Raw genomic sequence first — 16,582 nt, 5'->3', positions numbered from 1 at the left:
GTGCCCGACGGCACGACCGGGGAGAGGACCGAGGGCACGCGCATGACGATCACCTCCTGGCTCCGTGCGCGTCGCAGCACGGCCACCACGGTGATCCTCTCCGTGCTCGCCAGCGGCACGATCGGCGCGGCCGTGCTGCATCGCGGGTTCCCCGTCGCCGATGTCGACCTGACAGCCCGCGAGGTCTGGGTCACGAACGGCGAGCAGCTCCTCGCGGGTCGCCTGAACCGCCAGATCGAGGAGCTCGACGGCGCCGTGAACGCGGCCTCGAACGCCTTCGACGTGCTGCAGGACGGCGACGACGTCTTCCTCCACGACGAGTCGGTGGGCTCGGTGGAGCGCGTCGATCCCGCGTTCACGACGCTCGGCCAGCGCGTGGACGTGCCGCCCGGTTCGCAGGTCGCGTTCGGCGGCCACACCCTGGCGGTGCTGTCGCCCGCGGGCGAGCTCTGGGTCACGGATGCCGCCGGCGAACTCGTCCTCTCGACGATCGACGCCGAGCCCGTGGCGATGCTCGGCGAGGGGTCCCGGCTGGTCGTCTCCCGTGAGGGCACGACCTTCGCGACCTCGCCCGAGCAGCGCGTGCTCGCGCGCGTCGCGCAGGGCGACGCCGTCGCGTCGGTGACGCAACTGCCCGCGATCGGCGACCACGAGCTCTCGACGGTCGGCGACGAACCGGTCGTGCTCGACCGCGACGCGAACGCGCTCGTGGTCGACGGCGAGGCGCGCCCGCTCGACGAGGTCGCGCTGCGCCTCCAGCAGCCCGGCGACGCCGACGACGACGTGCTGCTCGCGACCGGCACGGGCCTCGTCGAAGTGCCGCTCGACGGCGGGGACGCGACGAACGTCGACGCGGGACTCGACGTGCCGGCGACGACGCCCTCCGAGGCATCCGCCCCCGTTCGCCTCGACGGGTGCGCCCACGGGGCGTGGGCGATCGCCCAGGCCTACCTGTTCGCCTGCGACGACGGCGCGGAGCGATACCGCATCGACCAGCCGACCGCGGGTGCCGAACTGGAGTTCCGCCGCAACCGCAACGTGATCGCGCTGAACAACCTCTCCAACGGCGACACCTGGCTGGTCGACTCCGACATGCGCCTGGTCGACAACTGGGAGGAGGTCACGCCGCCCGTCGAGTACGACGACGAGGAGGGCGACGAGAAGAGCTCGACCCAGTCGTTCGAGGACACGCTCGCCGAGCGCACCGACGTGAACCGCCCGCCGACCGCGCGCGACGACGAGCTGGGCGTGCGGCCCGGCCGCGCCACGATCCTCGAGGTGCTCGAGAACGACACCGACCCAGACGGCGACGTGCTGACGATCGCGGGCACGAGCGAGATCCCCGAATCGGCCGGGCGGCTCGAGTTCATCGACGGGTCGCGCGCGCTGCAGTTCACGCCGGCGCCCGGGGCATCCGGCACCCTCTCGTTCCGGTACACCGTCGACGACGGGCGCCTCGGCGTCGCGGAGGCGCAGGTCGACGTGACCGTGCGCCCGCCGGGGAGAACCTGCCGCCCGTGCCGCACCGCGAGGCGGCCGTGAGCGTCGAGCAGGGCCGTTCGATCGGCTACAACGTGCTCGCCGACTGGAACGACCCCGACGGCGACGACCTGTACCTCGTGAACGCGTCGCCGACGAGCGGCGACTCGGTGCGCTTCGGCCCCGACGGGTACGTCACGTTCGAGCACCGCACGGGCGAGATCGGCCTGAAGGAGGTGCAGTTCGTCGTCTCCGACGGGGTAGCCACGGCGACCGGCACGCTCACGGTCGACGTCAAGCCGACGGGCAGCCTCAACCCGGTCGGCACGCCCGACCACGCGCAGGTGTTCGCGGGCGAGCAGGTGCTGCTCGATCCGCTCGAGAACGACCTCAGCCCGTCGGGGGCGCCGCTCTCGCTGCTCGGCGTCGCCGAGGTCGAGGGGGCGGATGTCACGGCCAACACCGAGCTCGGCACCGTCGCCTTCCGTGCCAACGAGGTCGGCAGCCACCTCTTCACCTACGACCTCGCGGCGGGCGACGCGGTGAGCGTCGGGCTGATCCGGGTCGACGTGCTCGAGCCGCCCGAGGGTGCGCTGCCGCCGATCGCCGTGACCGACACCGCGTACCTGCGCGCCGGGGAGCCGACCAGCGTGCCGCTGCTCGCGAACGACACGTCGCCGAACGGTCGGGTGCTCGCGGTGCAGTCGGTCGACCTCGACGGCGTGGGCGACCTCGTCACGGTCGAGCTGCTCGGCAACGCGGTCGCCCGCGTGACGGCGTCCGAGGCGCTCACCGAGCCGCTGCAGTTCGGGTACACCGTCTCCGACGGGGCGTCGACGGCCGAGGCGTCCGTCGCCGTCGTGCCCGTGCCGCCGCTCGTGAAGCACCAGCCGCCCATCGCCGTGGCCGACAGCGCGACCGTGCGGGCGGGCGACATCGCGACCGTCGCCGTCACCGCCAACGACGTGCACCCCGACTCCGCGCCCTTCCACGTGGAGGCCGAGCTCGCGGAGGGACCCGAGGAGGGGCTCGCCTTCGTCACCGGCGACACGGTGCGCTTCCAGGCGCCCGACGAGCCCGGCACCTACCGCGTCTCCTACACGATCGCCGACGAGTTCGAGGAGACCGCGACCACCTCGGTGACGTTCCTCGTCACGCCCTCGGGCGACAACGACGCGCCGTTGCCCGCACCGCTCACGGCGCGCACCTTCGCCGGTTCGACCGTCGAGGTCGACGTGCCGCTCGACGGCATCGACCCCGACGGCGACTCGGTGACGCTGCGCGGCGTCACCTCGCCGCCGTCGCTCGGCCGCGTCGTCGAGTCGACCAGCACGAGCTTCACGTACGAGGCGTTCGACGGGTCGACGGGCACCGACGCGTTCGAGTACGAGGTCGTCGACACGTCGGGTGCGGTCGCGACGGGCACCGTGCGCATCGGCGTGATCCCGCGCCCCGCGGTCACGCCGCCGCCGAACGCGGTCGACGACGTGGTCGAGTTGCGGCCGGGCCGCACCGGCTCGATCGACGTGCTCGCCAACGACTCCGACCCGAGCGGCTACGCGATCCGCGTCGACGAGCAGCTCGCGAACGTCGACATGGCGCTCGAGGCGGAGGTGCGCGCGAACCGGGTGGTCGTCACGGCGCCCGAGCAGGAGGGCGGCTTCTCGCTGCGCTACGAGATCACCAACGGGCACGGCGGCGCCGACGCGGCGTACGTGCAGGTGAAGGTCACCGAGGACGCCCGCATCGACCCGCCGTCCGCGGAGGACCAGGTGATCGAGCCCGAGGAGGTGCTCGACGTCGACACCGTCACCGTGCACCCGCTCGACGACGCGCAGAATCCCGGCGGCCTCGTCGACGACCTCGTCGTCACGCTCGAGGGCCCGAACGCGGGCGCCGGCACGGTGCTGCCGAACGGCGCGATCGAGGTCGCGCCGAGCGACGAGCGACAGGCCGTGGCGTACCGGCTCGCCAACGAGATCGACGACCTCTCGGCGATGGCGTTCGTGATCGTGCCGCCCGTGCTCGATCCGGAGGCCCTCGCCGCGGAGGAGGAGGACGAGGAGCAGCCCGAGGAGGAGCAGTTCCCGCTGCCGTACCTCGCCGACATCGGCGAGCAGTTCGTGCGCATGAACGGCCAGCTCTCCTGGAACCTCGCCGACATCGTCGTCGTGCCGAGCGGCCGGCCGATCGAGGTGCTCTCGGCCGGTGCGACGAACGCCGACGGCAGCCCCGTGCTCGCCGACGCCGCGACGCTCGCCTACACGCCGGCGACCGACTACCGCGGGCAGGCGTCGGTCACCTTCGAGGTGACGGATGCCCCGGGCACGGCCGAGCAGGCCGAGCGCACCGCGTTCCTGACCATCCCGGTCACGGTCGGCTCCGCCGACTTCACCGACGTGCCGCCGACCTTCACGCCGCGCACGGTGCAGATCGAGGCGGGCGAGGAGCCGGTGCAGGTCGACCTGCGCGACTCGAGCGCCCACCCGAACCCCGACGTGCTCGCCCGTCTCGCCTACGGCGGCCTCGCGGGCGGCACCGCCGACATCGTGCCGACGCTCGAGGGCAGCATCCTCACCCTCGAGGCCCCGCTCGGCGTGCAGCCGGGCACGACGGCGACCCTGACCTTCACCGTCGGCTTCGACGAGTTCAGCGTGCCCGGCTCGGTCGAGGTGAGCGTCGTGTCGTCGTCGCGGCCCAAGCCCGAGGCGGTCGACGACCAGCTCGAGATGACCCGCGCGCAGACGCGGCAGGTGAACGTGCTCGCGAACGACTTCAACCCGTTCGCGCCCGACCCGCTGCGCATCGTCGATGCGCAGATCGACCAGGCGAGCGTCGGCAGCAATGCGTCGGTGTCGTTCACCGGGCAGAACGTGAGCGTGACCACGGGTGCGGCCTTCACGGGCACCCTCAGCGTCGTCTACCGCATCCAGGACGCCACGCGCGACCCCGCACGCGAGACCCAGGGGCGGCTCACGGTCGTCGTGCGCGACGCGCCGGACGCGCCGAACACGCCGACGACGTCGCCGGGCGACGGCAGCGCCACCGTACGCTGGAACGCCCCGGCGACCAACAACTCGCCGATCACGGGGTACACGGTCCACTGGTCGGGCGGCGGGTCGCGCAGCTTCGGGGCCGGCGCCGCCGGTACGAACCAGACCATCACGGGGCTGTCGAACGGCTCGTCGTACCAGTTCTGGGTCACCGCCACGAACGCCATCGGCACCTCCACGGCGTCGTCGCGCAGCACCGCGATCGTGCCCTACGGCGTGCCGACGGCACCGCGCAGCGTCACCCTCTCGGCGTCGCAGACCGGCAATGCGCGGCTCAACATGTCGTGGACCGCTCCCGCCGACAACGGCGGCCGCGCCGTCACCGAGTACCGGTGGCGGTTCACCGAGGGCTCGAGCGCCTCGGGCACGACGACGAGCCGCAGCGACGCGATCACCGGCAGCAACGGCACCCGGTACCGCTACGAGGTGCGAGCGTGCAACGCGCGTGGGTGCGGTCCGTGGGCGGCGTCGAACCGCGACACGCCGACGGCCCCGCCGCCGCCGGAGCCGGGCGGCACGATCTTCAAGGGGAGCATCTCGCCGACCTCGTGCTCGGGCTGCCGCTACGTGGGCATCGACTACCACGACTTCCCGGCCGGCTCCTACCGCATCACGACGTTCATCAACGGCAGCAATGCGGGCCTCACCGAGAACACGTACTCGATCGGCACGAACGGCTCGGTCGTCATCTGGAACAGCCTCGGCATCCGCAACAACGACCGCATCCAGGTGCGATTCGTCCGAACGAGCAACGGCGCGGTGTACTGGTCCGACGCCATCACGAACTGGGATTCGCTCCCCGCCCGCGGGGGACGCCATGACGACCGAACGCGAGGAGACTCCATGACCGTCACGCAGGAACAGGCCGACTGGTTCCACGACGCCTTCACCCGCCTCGTCGGCAACGTGGACCGCGCGATCCTCGGCAAGCGCGACGTGATCCGCCTGGTCGTGGCGGCGATGCTCACCGACGGGCACGTGCTGCTCGAGGACGTGCCGGGCACGGGCAAGACGCAGCTCGCGAAGGCGCTCGCGAACACGCTCGACGGCTCGAACTCGCGCATCCAGTTCACGCCCGACCTGCTGCCGTCCGATGTCACGGGCGTGACGATCTACGACCAGCACAAGGGCGCGTTCGAGTTCCACCGCGGACCGATCTTCGCGTCGGTCGTGCTCGCCGACGAGATCAACCGCGCGAGCCCGAAGACCCAGTCGGCACTGCTCGAGGTCATGGAGGAGGGCCGGGTCACGGTCGACGGCGTCGCGCACGACGTGGGCAGCCCGTTCATGGTCATCGCCACGCAGAACCCGGTCGAGCAGGCGGGCACGTACACCCTGCCCGAGGCGCAGCTCGACCGCTTCCTCATCAAGACCTCGCTCGGCTACCCCGACCACGACACCGCGCTCGCGCTGCTCGTCGACTCGTCGAACCGCTCGCGCTCCCAGGGCGTGTCGCCCATCATCGCCCCCGCGTCGATCACCGCGATGGCGCAGCTCGCGGCCGACGTGCACGTCGACCCCGCGGTGCTCGACTACCTGAACCGCATCGTCGCCGCCACGCGCGAGCACCCCGACACGACGCTCGGCGTCTCGATGCGCGGGGCGCTCGCACTCGCGCGGGCCGTGAAGACCTGGGCGATCTCTCAGGGCCGCACCTACGCGACCCCCGACGACGTGCGCGAGCTCGCCGAGCCCGTGCTCGCCCATCGCGTCATCGTCGACCCCGAGTCGTCGTTCCGCGGGGTCACCGCCGCCCAGGTGGTGGGCGGCTGCGTCGCCGAGGTCGACCCGCCCGCGTACCGAGCGGCATGACCCCGACCGCTCCACCGGCGCCGCGGCGCCGCGAGTCCGGCTGGGCGAGCGCCGGCCGGGCGCTGCGCAGCGGCCTCGGCAACGCCACGCGCATCGCCGGGGCCGGGTTCGCGCGCGCCGGTCGGTCGATCGCACCGGTGACGGGCGTGGTCACGCCCACGGGCTGGATCGTGCTCGCGGCCGCCGCGGGTGCGTTCGTGCTCGCGGGCGTGTTCGGCTGGGTCGAGTTCCTGTTCCTCGGCGCGACGCTCGTCGCTGCCGTGCTGCTCGCGACGGCGACCCTCTTCGGTCGTGCGCAGTACCGCGTCGAGATCGCCCTCGAGCCGGTGCGCGTGGTCGCGGGGGAGCGGGCGATGGGGCGGATGCTCGTCGCCAACGCCGCCCAGCGGCAGGCGCCGCCCACGCGCATGGAGCTGCCGGTCGGCGCGGGCGTCGCCGAGTTCCGCGTGCCGTCCCTGGCGCCCGGCGCCGCGCAGGAGGAGCTGTTCGCCGCGCCGACCGCGCGTCGCGCCGTGATCCCCGCGGGTCCCGCGCTCTCGGTGCGGGGCGACCAGCTCGGGCTGGTCCGCCGCACCGTGCGCTGGACCGACGTGATCGAGCTGTTCGTGCACCCGGTCACTGCGCGCCTCCAGCCGTCCGCGGCCGGCCTGGTGCGCGACCTCGAGGGCGAGGTCACGCCCGTCGTGACCGACAACGACATCTCGTTCCACGCGCTCCGCGCGTACGAGCCGGGCGACCCGCTGCGGAACGTGCACTGGCGCACGACCGCGCGCACCGGCACGCTCATGGTGCGCCAGTTCGAGGAGACCCGTCGCAGCGAGCTGGTCCTGGTGCAGTCGACGGATGCCGCGCACTACGCCTCCGACGACGAGTTCGAGCTCGCCGTGTCGGTGATGGCCTCCCTCGCCGTGCAGGTGCTGCGCGACGGCACGACCATGCACGTCGTGACCGACGACCTGCGGCTGCGCACGGCGACGCCCACGGCGCTGCTCGACGACACCGCGCGCATCGAGCCCGTCTCCGGCGTGCACGCGAGCCTCCGCGACCTCGCCCGGGCCCAGACGTCGCGGCTCGCGGCGCCGAGCGTCGTGCTGCTGGTGGCGGGCTCGCAGCTGCCGGTCGCCGAGTTCCGCAGCGTGCAGCGGCTCTTCGGGGCCGACACGACCGTGCTCGCGTTCCGGGCCGAGCACGGTGCGCCCTCGGGCATCCGCTCGGTGGGCCTGCCGGTCGCCACGGTGGGCCGCCTCGACGAGCTGGCCGCGATCGTGCGGAGCGTGCGCGGATGAGCGCCGGGCGCCGCCTCACCGCCGCGTCGGCGGCCGATGTCGTCGTGCCGCTCGTGCTCGCCGCGCTCGGCGTGCTCGGGTTCGCGACCGCGTTCGGCGGCTGGGGGTACCTGCTCGCGGGGCTCGGCGGCCTCGCGGTGGGCGCCGGTGCGGGGCTCCTCGGACGCCGTCTCCCGCTGCTGCCCGCCGTGCTCGTGGGCGTGCTCGCGTACTTCGCGTTCGGCAGCGCCCTCGCGATGCCCGATGCCGCGCTCTGGCTCGTGGTGCCGACGCCCGAGACGCTCGCGGGGCTCGTGCTGGGCGCGGTGTGGGGCTGGGCCGATCTCGTCACGCTGCGCGCGCCGGTCGAGGCGCCCGCCTACCTGACCGTCGTGCCGTACGTCGCCGGCTGGCTCGTGGGGCTCGTGACCGCGCTGCTCGCCACGCGCTGGCTGCCCGGCCGCAGCACCGCACCGCGCCGCGCGCTGCTCCTCGTCGGCCCCGTGCTGCTGCTGCTCGCTGCGGTGCTCGTCGGCACGCAGGATTCGGTGCACGGCGCGCTGCGCGGCACCCTGTTCGCCGCCGTCGCGCTGGTCTGGCTCGGCTGGCGCCGGCGCGACCCGTCGGCACCCGATGCGGCGACGGATGCCGCGGGGTCGCGCCGCCTGGCGCGCTCGCGCCTTACCGGCGGCGTCGTGCTCGTCACGGGGGCGATCGTCGCCGGGGCGCTCGCGGCCACGGCCCTCGTGCCGGCCCAGCCCGACCGCGTCGTGGTGCGCGACGAGGTCGTGCCGCCGTTCGATCCGCTCGAGTTCGCGAGCCCCCTGGCCGGATTCCGGGCGTACACGAAGGACCTCGCCGAGACGCCGCTGTTCACCGTGGACGGGCTGCGCGAGGGCGAGTCCGTGCGACTGGCCTCGCTCGACTCGTACGACGGCCGGCTGTGGAACGCGGCCGGCCCCGAGGACACCGCCGGGGTCGGCGGGTTCGCGCTCGTCGGCTCGGAGCTGCCCGAGCCCGCGCTCGGCACGTTCGCAGCCGACGCCCACGAGGTGCAGGTCGAGATCGGCGCCTACGACGACTCCTGGCTGCCCGCGGTCGCCGCACCCGGGCTGGTCGTGCTCGAGGGCGCGATCGCCGACCGCACCGAGGATCTGCGCTACGACCCGGCATCGGCGACGGCGGTGCTCATCGGCGGCGTCGACGAGGGCGACCGCTACCGGCTCACCGTGCGGTCGCCCGTGCTTCCCGACGACGAGGAACTGGTCGACGTGCCGGTTGCGTCGGTGCCGCTGCCGCCCGTGGAGTCGGTGCCCGACGTGCTCGTCGCGCGCGCCGACCAGTACGTGGGCGACGAGGTCTCGCCGATCGACCAGTTGCGGGCCATCGAGACCGGCCTGCGCACCGAGGGCTTCCTGAGCCACGGCCTCGCCTCCGACGCGGTCGCGTCGCGCGCGGGCCACGGGGCCGACCGCATGGTCGACCTGTTCACGAGGTCGCAGATGGTCGGCGACGAGGAGCAGTACGCCTCCGCCATGGCGCTCATGGCCCGGCAGCTCGGCTACCCGGCGCGCGTCGTGATGGGCTTCGCCCCCGAGGTGGGGTCGGATGCCGCGTCGATCGAGGTCACGGGCGCCGACGTGACCGCGTGGGTCGAGGTGCCGTTCGACGGCATCGGCTGGGTGCCGTTCTTCCCCACGCCCGACGACACCGACGTGCCGCAGGAGCAGACCCCCGGCCCGCCGCTGAGCCGCAGCCGCAGGTGCGGCAGCCCCCGCGCGCCGAGGAGCGGGACGAGGACCTGCTGAGCACCGTCGAGATCGACGACTCCGAGGACGAGGAGCGCGATGACCCGTTCGTCGTGCCCGCGTGGGTGTGGATCGTCGCGGGCGTCGTCGGCATCCCGCTGCTGCTCCTGTCGGGCCCGCTCGTCGTGGTCGCGCTGCTGAAGGCCCGCCGCCGGAGGCGTCGCCGCCGGCACCCGCTCGGCGACCGGCGCGCGGCCGGTGCCTGGGAGGAACTGGCCGACGGGTACGCCGAGCTCGGTTACGACGTGCGCCGCCACGCCACGCGCCGCCAGGTCGCGGCCGACCTCGAGCGGCAGCTGCGCGAGCAGGCGTCCGACGCGTCGGCTGCGCCGGGCGCCGGGCCCGCGGCGGGCGCCGGCTCGGGGGCATCCGTCGCCGTCGCCCTCTCGCCGATCGCCGCCGACGTCGACGCCGCGGTGTTCTCGGACGCGGAGATCGACGACGCGCGCGTACGCGGGCTCTGGGCACGGGCCGACGGCCACCTGGACGAGGCGCGCCACGCGTCCGGCGCGTCGAGACGACTGCTGAGCCGCTACCGCATCCGGTCCCGGCGCGACTGGAGCCGCGTCGCCGCGGGCGAACGGGGCCCGGCGGACGCCCCCGAGGGCGGTGCTAGCCTGTAGTGGTGCAGCACGTTCGGCTCCTCCTTCGTTGCCGCGACGGGTCCTCGTCCTAAGGCCTTCCCCGTCGCGGAGTCCAACGTCGGCTGAACACCCCATCGAGGAAGACCTGTCATGACCGCAGCACCCCCACCGAAGCGCGCCCGCGCACCCTCGCCGAGAAGGTCTGGGCCTCGCACCTCGTCCAAGAGGGCGAGGGCGATTCGCCCGACCTGATCTACATCGACCTGCACCTCGTGCACGAGGTCACCAGCCCGCAGGCGTTCGACGGCCTGCGCATGGCCGGTCGGCCCGTGCGCCGCCCCGACCTCACGATCGCGACCGAGGACCACAACACCCCGACGATCGGCATCGACAAGCCGATCGCCGACCTCACCAGCCGTACCCAGATCGAGACCCTGCGCACCAACGCGAAGGAGTTCGGCATCCGCCTGCACTCGCTCGGCGACGTCGAGCAGGGCATCGTGCACGTCGTCGGCCCGCAGCTCGGCCTCACCATGCCCGGCATCACCGTGGTGTGCGGCGACTCGCACACCTCCACGCACGGCGCGTTCGGCGCCATGGCGTTCGGCATCGGCACGAGCGAGGTCGAGCACGTGCTCGCCACGCAGACCCTGCCGCTCAAGCCGTTCAAGACCATGGCCATCAACGTCGAGGGCACGCTCCGCCCGGGTGTCACGGCGAAGGACATCATCCTCGCCGTCATCGCGAAGATCGGCACCGGCGGTGGCCAGGGCTACGTGCTCGAGTACCGCGGCAGCGCGATCCGCGCGCTGTCGATGGACGGCCGCATGACGATCTGCAATATGTCGATCGAGGCCGGTGCGCGCGCCGGCATGGTCGCGCCCGACGAGACCACGTTCGCCTACCTGAAGGGTCGTGCGCACGCACCCGAGGGCGAGGACTGGGACGCCGCGGTCGAGTACTGGAAGACGCTGCCGACCGACGAGGGCGCCGAGTTCGACGCCGAGGTGTTCATCGACGCCGATGCGCTCGAGCCGTTCGTCACGTGGGGCACCAACCCCGGCCAGGGCGTGTCGCTCAGCGACCGCGTGCCCGATCCGGCGTCGATCCCCGACCAGCACGACCGCGCCGCCGCCGAGCGCGCGCTGGCGTACATGGACCTCGAGGCGGGCACCCCGCTGAAGGACATCGCGGTCGACGCGGTGTTCATGGGCTCGTGCACGAACAGCCGCATCGAGGACCTCCGGGCGTTCGCGTCGGTCATCGAGGGTCGGAAGAAGGCCGACGGCGTCCGCGTCATGGTCGTGCCGGGATCCGCGCGTGTGCGACTCGAGGCCGAGGCCGAGGGCCTCGACAAGGTCTTCACCGACTTCGGCGCCGAGTGGCGCTTCGCCGGCTGCTCGATGTGCCTCGGCATGAACCCCGACCAGCTCGCACCGGGGGAGCGCTGCGCGTCGACTTCCAACCGCAACTTCGAGGGACGGCAGGGCAAGGGCGGGCGCACCCACCTGGTCTCGCCGCTCGTCGCCGCCGCCACCGCCGTGCGCGGCACGCTCTCGAGCCCGTGGGACCTCGAGCAGGAAGGGGCCTGAGCCATGGAGAAGTTCGACACCGTGGTCGGCGTGGGCGTGCCGCTGCGACGCTCCAACGTCGACACCGACCAGATCATCCCGGCCGTCTACCTGAAGCGGGTCACCAAGACCGGCTTCGACGACGCACTCTTCGCCGAGTGGCGCAAGGACCCCGAGTTCGTGCTGCACCACCCGCACTACAAGGAGGGGAACGTGCTCGTCGCGGGCCCCGACTTCGGCACCGGGTCCAGCCGCGAGCACGCCGTGTGGGCGCTCCGCGACTACGGCTTCAAGGTCGTGATCTCGTCGCGGTTCGGCGACATCTTCCGCGGCAACTCGGGCAAGCAGGGCCTGCTCGCCGCGCAGGTCGCGTACGAGGACGTCGAGCGCATCTGGGAGGCGCTGGAGGCCGAGCCGGGAATAGCGGTGACCGTCGATCTGGTTGCCCGTACGGTGAGCGTCGCCGACCTCACCGTCCCCTTCGACATCGACGACTACACTCGGTGGCGGTTGCTCGAAGGGCTCGACGACATCTCGTTGACCCTCCGGGACGAGGGGGCCATCGCCCGGTTCGAGGAGACTCGACCGGCATGGAAGCCGAAGACGCTTCCCGCAAGGGAGCCGGCAGGATCAGGAACACCGTGAACACACTCGTGGACGACGCGAAGCAGCATGGATCGGCCGTCGGGCTGACCGGCGACCGGATCGAGATCGAGGGGGCAAGCCGCTCCGCGGCCGCATCGAGCTCAAGGGTGCGAAGAACCTCGTGACCAAGGCGATGGTCGCCGCCATCCTCGGCGACACCCCGAGCCTGCTGCGGAACGTCCCCGACATCTCCGACGTGCGCATCGTGCGGGGGCTGCTCGAGGTGCACGGCGTCCGGGTGCGCGAGGCGGAGGACGGCGACGGCCTGCTGCTGGACCCGGCCGACGTCGAGTCCGCACACTTCGCCGACATCGACGCCCACGCGGGCTCCAGCCGCATCCCGATCCTGTTCTGCGGGCCGCTGCTGCACCGCCTCGGCGAGGCGTTCATCCCCGACCTCGGCGGCTGCCGCATCGGCGACCGCCCGATCGACTACCACCTCGAGGTGCTGCGCAACTTCGGCGCCGTCGTCGAGAAGCTCCCGAGCGGCATCCGGATGTCCGCGCCCGACGGGCTCCGCGGCGCGAAGGTCTCGCTGCCGTACCCGAGCGTGGGGGCGACCGAGCAGGTGCTGCTCACCGCCGTGCGCGCCGACGGCATCACCGAGCTCGCGGGCGCCGCCATCGAGCCCGAGATCATGGACCTCATCAACATCCTGCAGAAGATGGGCGCCATCATCTCGGTCGACACCGACCGGGTCATCCGCATCGAGGGCGTCGAGCAGCTCACCGGCTACACGCACCGGGCGCTGTTCGACCGCAACGAGGCCGCGAGCTGGGCCGCGGCCGCGCTCGCGACCGACGGCGACATCGTGGTCGGCGGTGCGCGCCAGTCGGAGATGCTCACCTTCCTCAACGTCTTTCGCAAGGTGGGCGGCGCGTTCGAGATCCAGGACGACGGCATCCGGTTCTACCACCCGGGCGGCGAGCTGAAGCCCGCGATCATCGAGACCGACGTGCACCCCGGCTTCATGACCGACTGGCAGCAGCCGCTCGTGGTCGCGCTGACCAAGGCGAACGGCGTCTCGATCGTGCACGAGACGGTCTACGAGCAGCGATTCGGCTTCGTCGACGCGCTGGTCGAGATGGGCGCGTCGATCGAGGTGCACCGCGAGTGCCTGGGCGGCCTGCGCTGCCGGTTCGGCCAGCGCAACTTCCGCCACTCCGCGGTCATCTCCGGACCCTCGCACCTGCACGGCGCCGACATCGAGGTGCCCGACCTGCGCGGCGGGTTCAGCCACCTCATCGCGGCGCTGAGCGCCGAGGGCCGGTCGACCGTGAGCAACGTGGGCATCATCGCCCGCGGCTACGAGGACTTCATCGGCAAGCTGCGCGCGCTCGGCGCGGACTTCCGCCTGCTCGCGTAGCGTTCCCAGTCCGCCCCGGCTCGCGCTCGCGGGCCGATGCCGGGGCGGCATGCGCCGTCAGCCATAATGGGTCGGTGCAACAGCAAGCGTCGACCCCCGCGCCCCGCGCGAAGCAGCGTTCGGAGCGCAGCAGGCCCTCGTTCTTCTGGTTGCTCGCGGTGCTCCTGCTGCCGCCGATGACGGCGATGATGCGGATGCGACTCCACGGCGAGCAGCTGCCGAAGCAGGGCGCGTTCGTGCTCGCGCCGAACCACTACAGCGAGATCGACCCGGTCGTGATGGGCGTCGCCACCTGGCATCTCGGTCGCCTGCCGCGGTTCCTCGCCAAGGCGTCGTTGTTCAAGGTCCCGATCGTCGGCTGGTTCCTCCGCACGTCGGGGCAGATCCCGGTCGAGCGGGCGGGCTCGCGCAGCCACGCGGCGCTCCGCGCCGCCGAGGAGCTCGTCGAGAAGGGCCGCATGGTCGTCGTCTACCCCGAGGGCTCGCTCACGCGCGACCCCGAGCTCTGGCCGATGCGCGGCAAGACGGGCGCCGTGCGCATCGCGCTCGAGCAGGGCATCCCGCTCATCCCGGTCGCCCACTGGGGCACGCAGGAGCTCATGCCGCGCTACGGCAAGAAGCTGCATCCGTTTCCCCGCAAGACCATCGACGTCGCGGTCGGGAAGCCCGTCGACCTGTCCGCCTTCGCCGACGGCCCGCTCGACCAGGCCACGCTCTCGCGCGCGACGACCGTCGTCATGGACGAGATCGCCGAGCTGCTCGCGGGACTGCGCGGCGAGCCCGCGCCGGTCGATCGCTGGGACCCGACGAAGCGCGGGCAGGCCGAGACGGGGCGGTTCGATGGCTAGGGAACGACGCGTCTTCCGCCACCGCACGCGCGTGGCCGTGCTCGGCGCCGGGAACTGGGGCACGACGTTCGCGAAGATCCTCGCCGACGGGGGTGCCGACGTCATGCTCTGGGCGCGCCGCTCCGAGCTCGCCGCCGAGATCCAGCACGAGCACCGCAACTCCGCGTACCTGCCGGGCGTCGACCTGCCGCACTCGCTGCGCGCGACCTCGCGCCTCGACCTCGCGCTCGCGGGCGCCGAGCACGTGTTCGTCTCGGTGCCGAGCCAGGCGCTGCGCGAGAACCTCGTCGCCGCGCAGCCGCACCTGGGCTCGCGCGCCACGGTCGTGTCGCTCATGAAGGGCGTCGAGAAGTCGACCGGCCTGCGCATGAGCGAGGTCATCAGCGAGGTGCTGCGGCTGCCCCCGAGCAGATCGCGGTCATCTCGGGCCCGAACCTCGCGCTCGAGATCGCCAAGGAGCAGCCGACCGCCGCGGTCGTCTCGTCGTCGAGCCTCGAGACCGCGCAGGCGGTCGCGCGCATCGCGACCAACCCGTACTTCCGCTCGTTCGTGAACACCGACGTCATCGGCACCGAGTTCGGCGGCGTGCTGAAGAACCTCATCGCCGTGGCGATCGGCATCGTCGACGGCGTCGGCTACGGCGAGAACACGAAGGCGTCGATCATCACCCGCGGGCTCGTCGAGATGACCGACTTCGCCGTGGCATCCGGCGCCCAGGCCGAGACCCTCTCGGGCCTCGCGGGCCTCGGCGACCTCATCGCGACCTGTCAGTCGCCGCTCTCCCGGAACAACACGGCCGGTAGGCTCCTCGGGCAGGGGTATCGGCTCGCCGACGTGGTCAAGCAGATGCAGCAGACCACGGAGGGTCTCGCCTCGGTCGGGCCGGTGCTCGAACTCGCCGCCGCACGCGGCGTGGAGATGCCCATCGTCGAGCAGGTCCGCCAGGTGCTGGCGGGCGAGCTCGAGCCGAAGGACATCGCGCCGCACCTCACGACCGACCCCGACGACGACCCGAAGGGCGAAAGGAACACGCATGGACAGGCGCAGGGTGGCGGTGCTCTTCGGAGGACGTTCCAGCGAGCACTCGATCAGCTGCGCGACGGCGGGAGGGGTGCTCCGGGCGATCGATCGTGACCGCTACGACGTGATCCCGGTCGGCATCACGCGCGAGGGAGCGTTCGTGCTCGAGGCCGACGATCCGGAGCGGTTCGCGCTCGATCCCGCCCACCTGCCCGAAGTGGTCGACAACGGCACCCGGGTGCAGTGGCCCGAGAGCACGGCGTCGCGCGAGCTGCGGGTGACGGATGCCTCGGGCACGCGCTCGCTCGGCGACGTCGACGTCGTATTCCCGATCCTGCATGGGCGGTTCGGCGAGGACGGCACCGTGCAGGGCCTCCTCGAGCTCGCCGGGCTGCCGTACGTGGGCAACGGCGTGCTCGCGTCTGCCATCGCCATGGACAAGCACGTCGCCAAGACCGTGCTCGAGGGCGCCGGCATCCCGGTCGCTCCCTGGGTCACGGTCACGCGACCTGCGCTCGCCGCGAACCGCGACCTGTGGGAGCGGCGCATCCGGGCGCTCGGCCTGCCCGTGTTCGTCAAGCCCGCGCGGGCCGGCTCGTCGGTCGGCGTGACGAAGGTCGCCGACTGGTCGGAGCTCGATGCGGCGCTCGAGACGGCGTTCGCCGAGGACCGCAGCGTGCTGGTCGAGCAGGCGATGACCGGTCGCGAGATCGAGTGCGGCGTGCTCGAGGGCCGTGCGGGGGAGCCGGCGCGCGTGAGCGTGGCCGGGGAGATCGTCGTCACGGGCCGCGAGTTCTACGACTTCGAGGCGAAGTACCTCGACGCGCCGGGCATCGACCTGGTCTGCCCGGCCGACCTCGGCGAGGGCGAGCTCGACGAGCTGCGGCGGGTCGCGCAGCGCGCGTTCGACGCCATCGGCGGCGAGGGGCTCGCGCGCGTCGACGTGTTCCTCACCGGCGAGGGCTTCGTCGTCAACGAGGTGAACACGATGCCCGGGTTCACCCCGATCTCGATGTTCCCGACCTGTTGGCAGCACTCCGGGCTGACCTACCCCGAGCTCATCACCGAGCTGGTCGAGACGGGTGCCGAGCGCGGGCCGCGATAGCCCGCCCGACACGCCCGATCGCCCTC

At 72.6% G+C, this 16,582-nt stretch carries 9 protein-coding genes and 2 pseudogenes; all 11 read left to right on the top strand.

What is annotated here, in order from left to right; all coding sequences use genetic code 11:
* Nucleotides 1-42: 42 nt before the first annotated feature.
* The 11 genes and pseudogenes from QUE38_RS01005 to QUE38_RS00950 all read left to right on the top strand — a co-directional run bounded on the left by QUE38_RS01005 (nucleotide 43) and on the right by QUE38_RS00950 (nucleotide 16,556).
* Nucleotides 43-1,542 (top strand): Ig-like domain-containing protein, encoded by a 1,500-nt coding sequence (locus QUE38_RS01005; protein ID WP_286309717.1) that lies wholly within the window; start codon nucleotides 43-45, stop codon nucleotides 1,540-1,542.
* Nucleotides 1,518-6,344: an Ig-like domain-containing protein gene (locus QUE38_RS17310; RefSeq protein WP_350227502.1), complete on the top strand. Its 4,827-nt coding sequence runs from the start codon at nucleotides 1,518-1,520 to the stop codon at nucleotides 6,342-6,344. The genes QUE38_RS01005 and QUE38_RS17310 overlap by 25 nt, the downstream gene beginning before the upstream one ends.
* A complete protein-coding gene (locus QUE38_RS00990; protein ID WP_286309716.1) occupies nucleotides 6,341-7,630 on the top strand; it encodes a DUF58 domain-containing protein in 1,290 nt (429 codons plus the stop codon). Before QUE38_RS17310 ends, QUE38_RS00990 begins: the two co-directional genes overlap by 4 nt.
* Entirely contained in the window at nucleotides 7,627-9,417 is a 1,791-nt protein-coding gene (locus QUE38_RS00985; protein ID WP_286309714.1) for a transglutaminase-like domain-containing protein, read from the top strand. Before QUE38_RS00990 ends, QUE38_RS00985 begins: the two co-directional genes overlap by 4 nt.
* Nucleotides 9,372-10,040, top strand: coding sequence for a hypothetical protein (locus QUE38_RS00980; protein WP_286309713.1), 669 nt, complete (start codon nucleotides 9,372-9,374; stop codon nucleotides 10,038-10,040). Before QUE38_RS00985 ends, QUE38_RS00980 begins: the two co-directional genes overlap by 46 nt.
* 83 nt (nucleotides 10,041-10,123) lie before the next feature.
* Nucleotides 10,124-11,593, top strand: a complete 1,470-nt coding sequence (gene leuC / locus QUE38_RS00975; RefSeq protein WP_286311592.1) for a 3-isopropylmalate dehydratase large subunit — start codon at nucleotides 10,124-10,126, stop codon at nucleotides 11,591-11,593.
* A gap of 3 nt (nucleotides 11,594-11,596) precedes the next feature.
* The gene (leuD, locus tag QUE38_RS00970) at nucleotides 11,597-12,217 is read left to right on the top strand and encodes a 3-isopropylmalate dehydratase small subunit (RefSeq protein ID WP_286309711.1); all 621 of its coding nucleotides are present in this window, start codon (nucleotides 11,597-11,599) and stop codon (nucleotides 12,215-12,217) included.
* Nucleotides 12,214-13,583, top strand: a pseudogene (murA, locus tag QUE38_RS00965) (UDP-N-acetylglucosamine 1-carboxyvinyltransferase). The gene leuD and the pseudogene murA overlap by 4 nt, the downstream one beginning before the upstream one ends.
* Nucleotides 13,584-13,657: 74 nt before the next feature.
* Complete coding sequence (locus QUE38_RS00960) at nucleotides 13,658-14,431, top strand: lysophospholipid acyltransferase family protein (RefSeq protein WP_286309709.1); 774 nt, start codon at nucleotides 13,658-13,660, stop codon at nucleotides 14,429-14,431.
* Nucleotides 14,424-15,565: pseudogene (locus tag QUE38_RS00955) on the top strand (NAD(P)H-dependent glycerol-3-phosphate dehydrogenase). The gene QUE38_RS00960 and the pseudogene QUE38_RS00955 overlap by 8 nt, the downstream one beginning before the upstream one ends.
* Complete coding sequence (locus QUE38_RS00950; protein WP_286309708.1) at nucleotides 15,465-16,556, top strand: D-alanine--D-alanine ligase family protein; 1,092 nt, start codon at nucleotides 15,465-15,467, stop codon at nucleotides 16,554-16,556. The pseudogene QUE38_RS00955 and the gene QUE38_RS00950 overlap by 101 nt, the downstream one beginning before the upstream one ends.
* The last annotated feature ends 26 nt before the right edge of the window (nucleotides 16,557-16,582 follow it).

The organism is Agromyces mangrovi (genome assembly GCF_030296695.1).
GTDB classification, from domain to species: Bacteria; Actinomycetota; Actinomycetes; order Actinomycetales; family Microbacteriaceae; genus Agromyces; species Agromyces mangrovi.
Note: the sequence above shows the minus strand (reverse complement) of the source record. Positions and strands in the feature narration are given on the sequence as shown.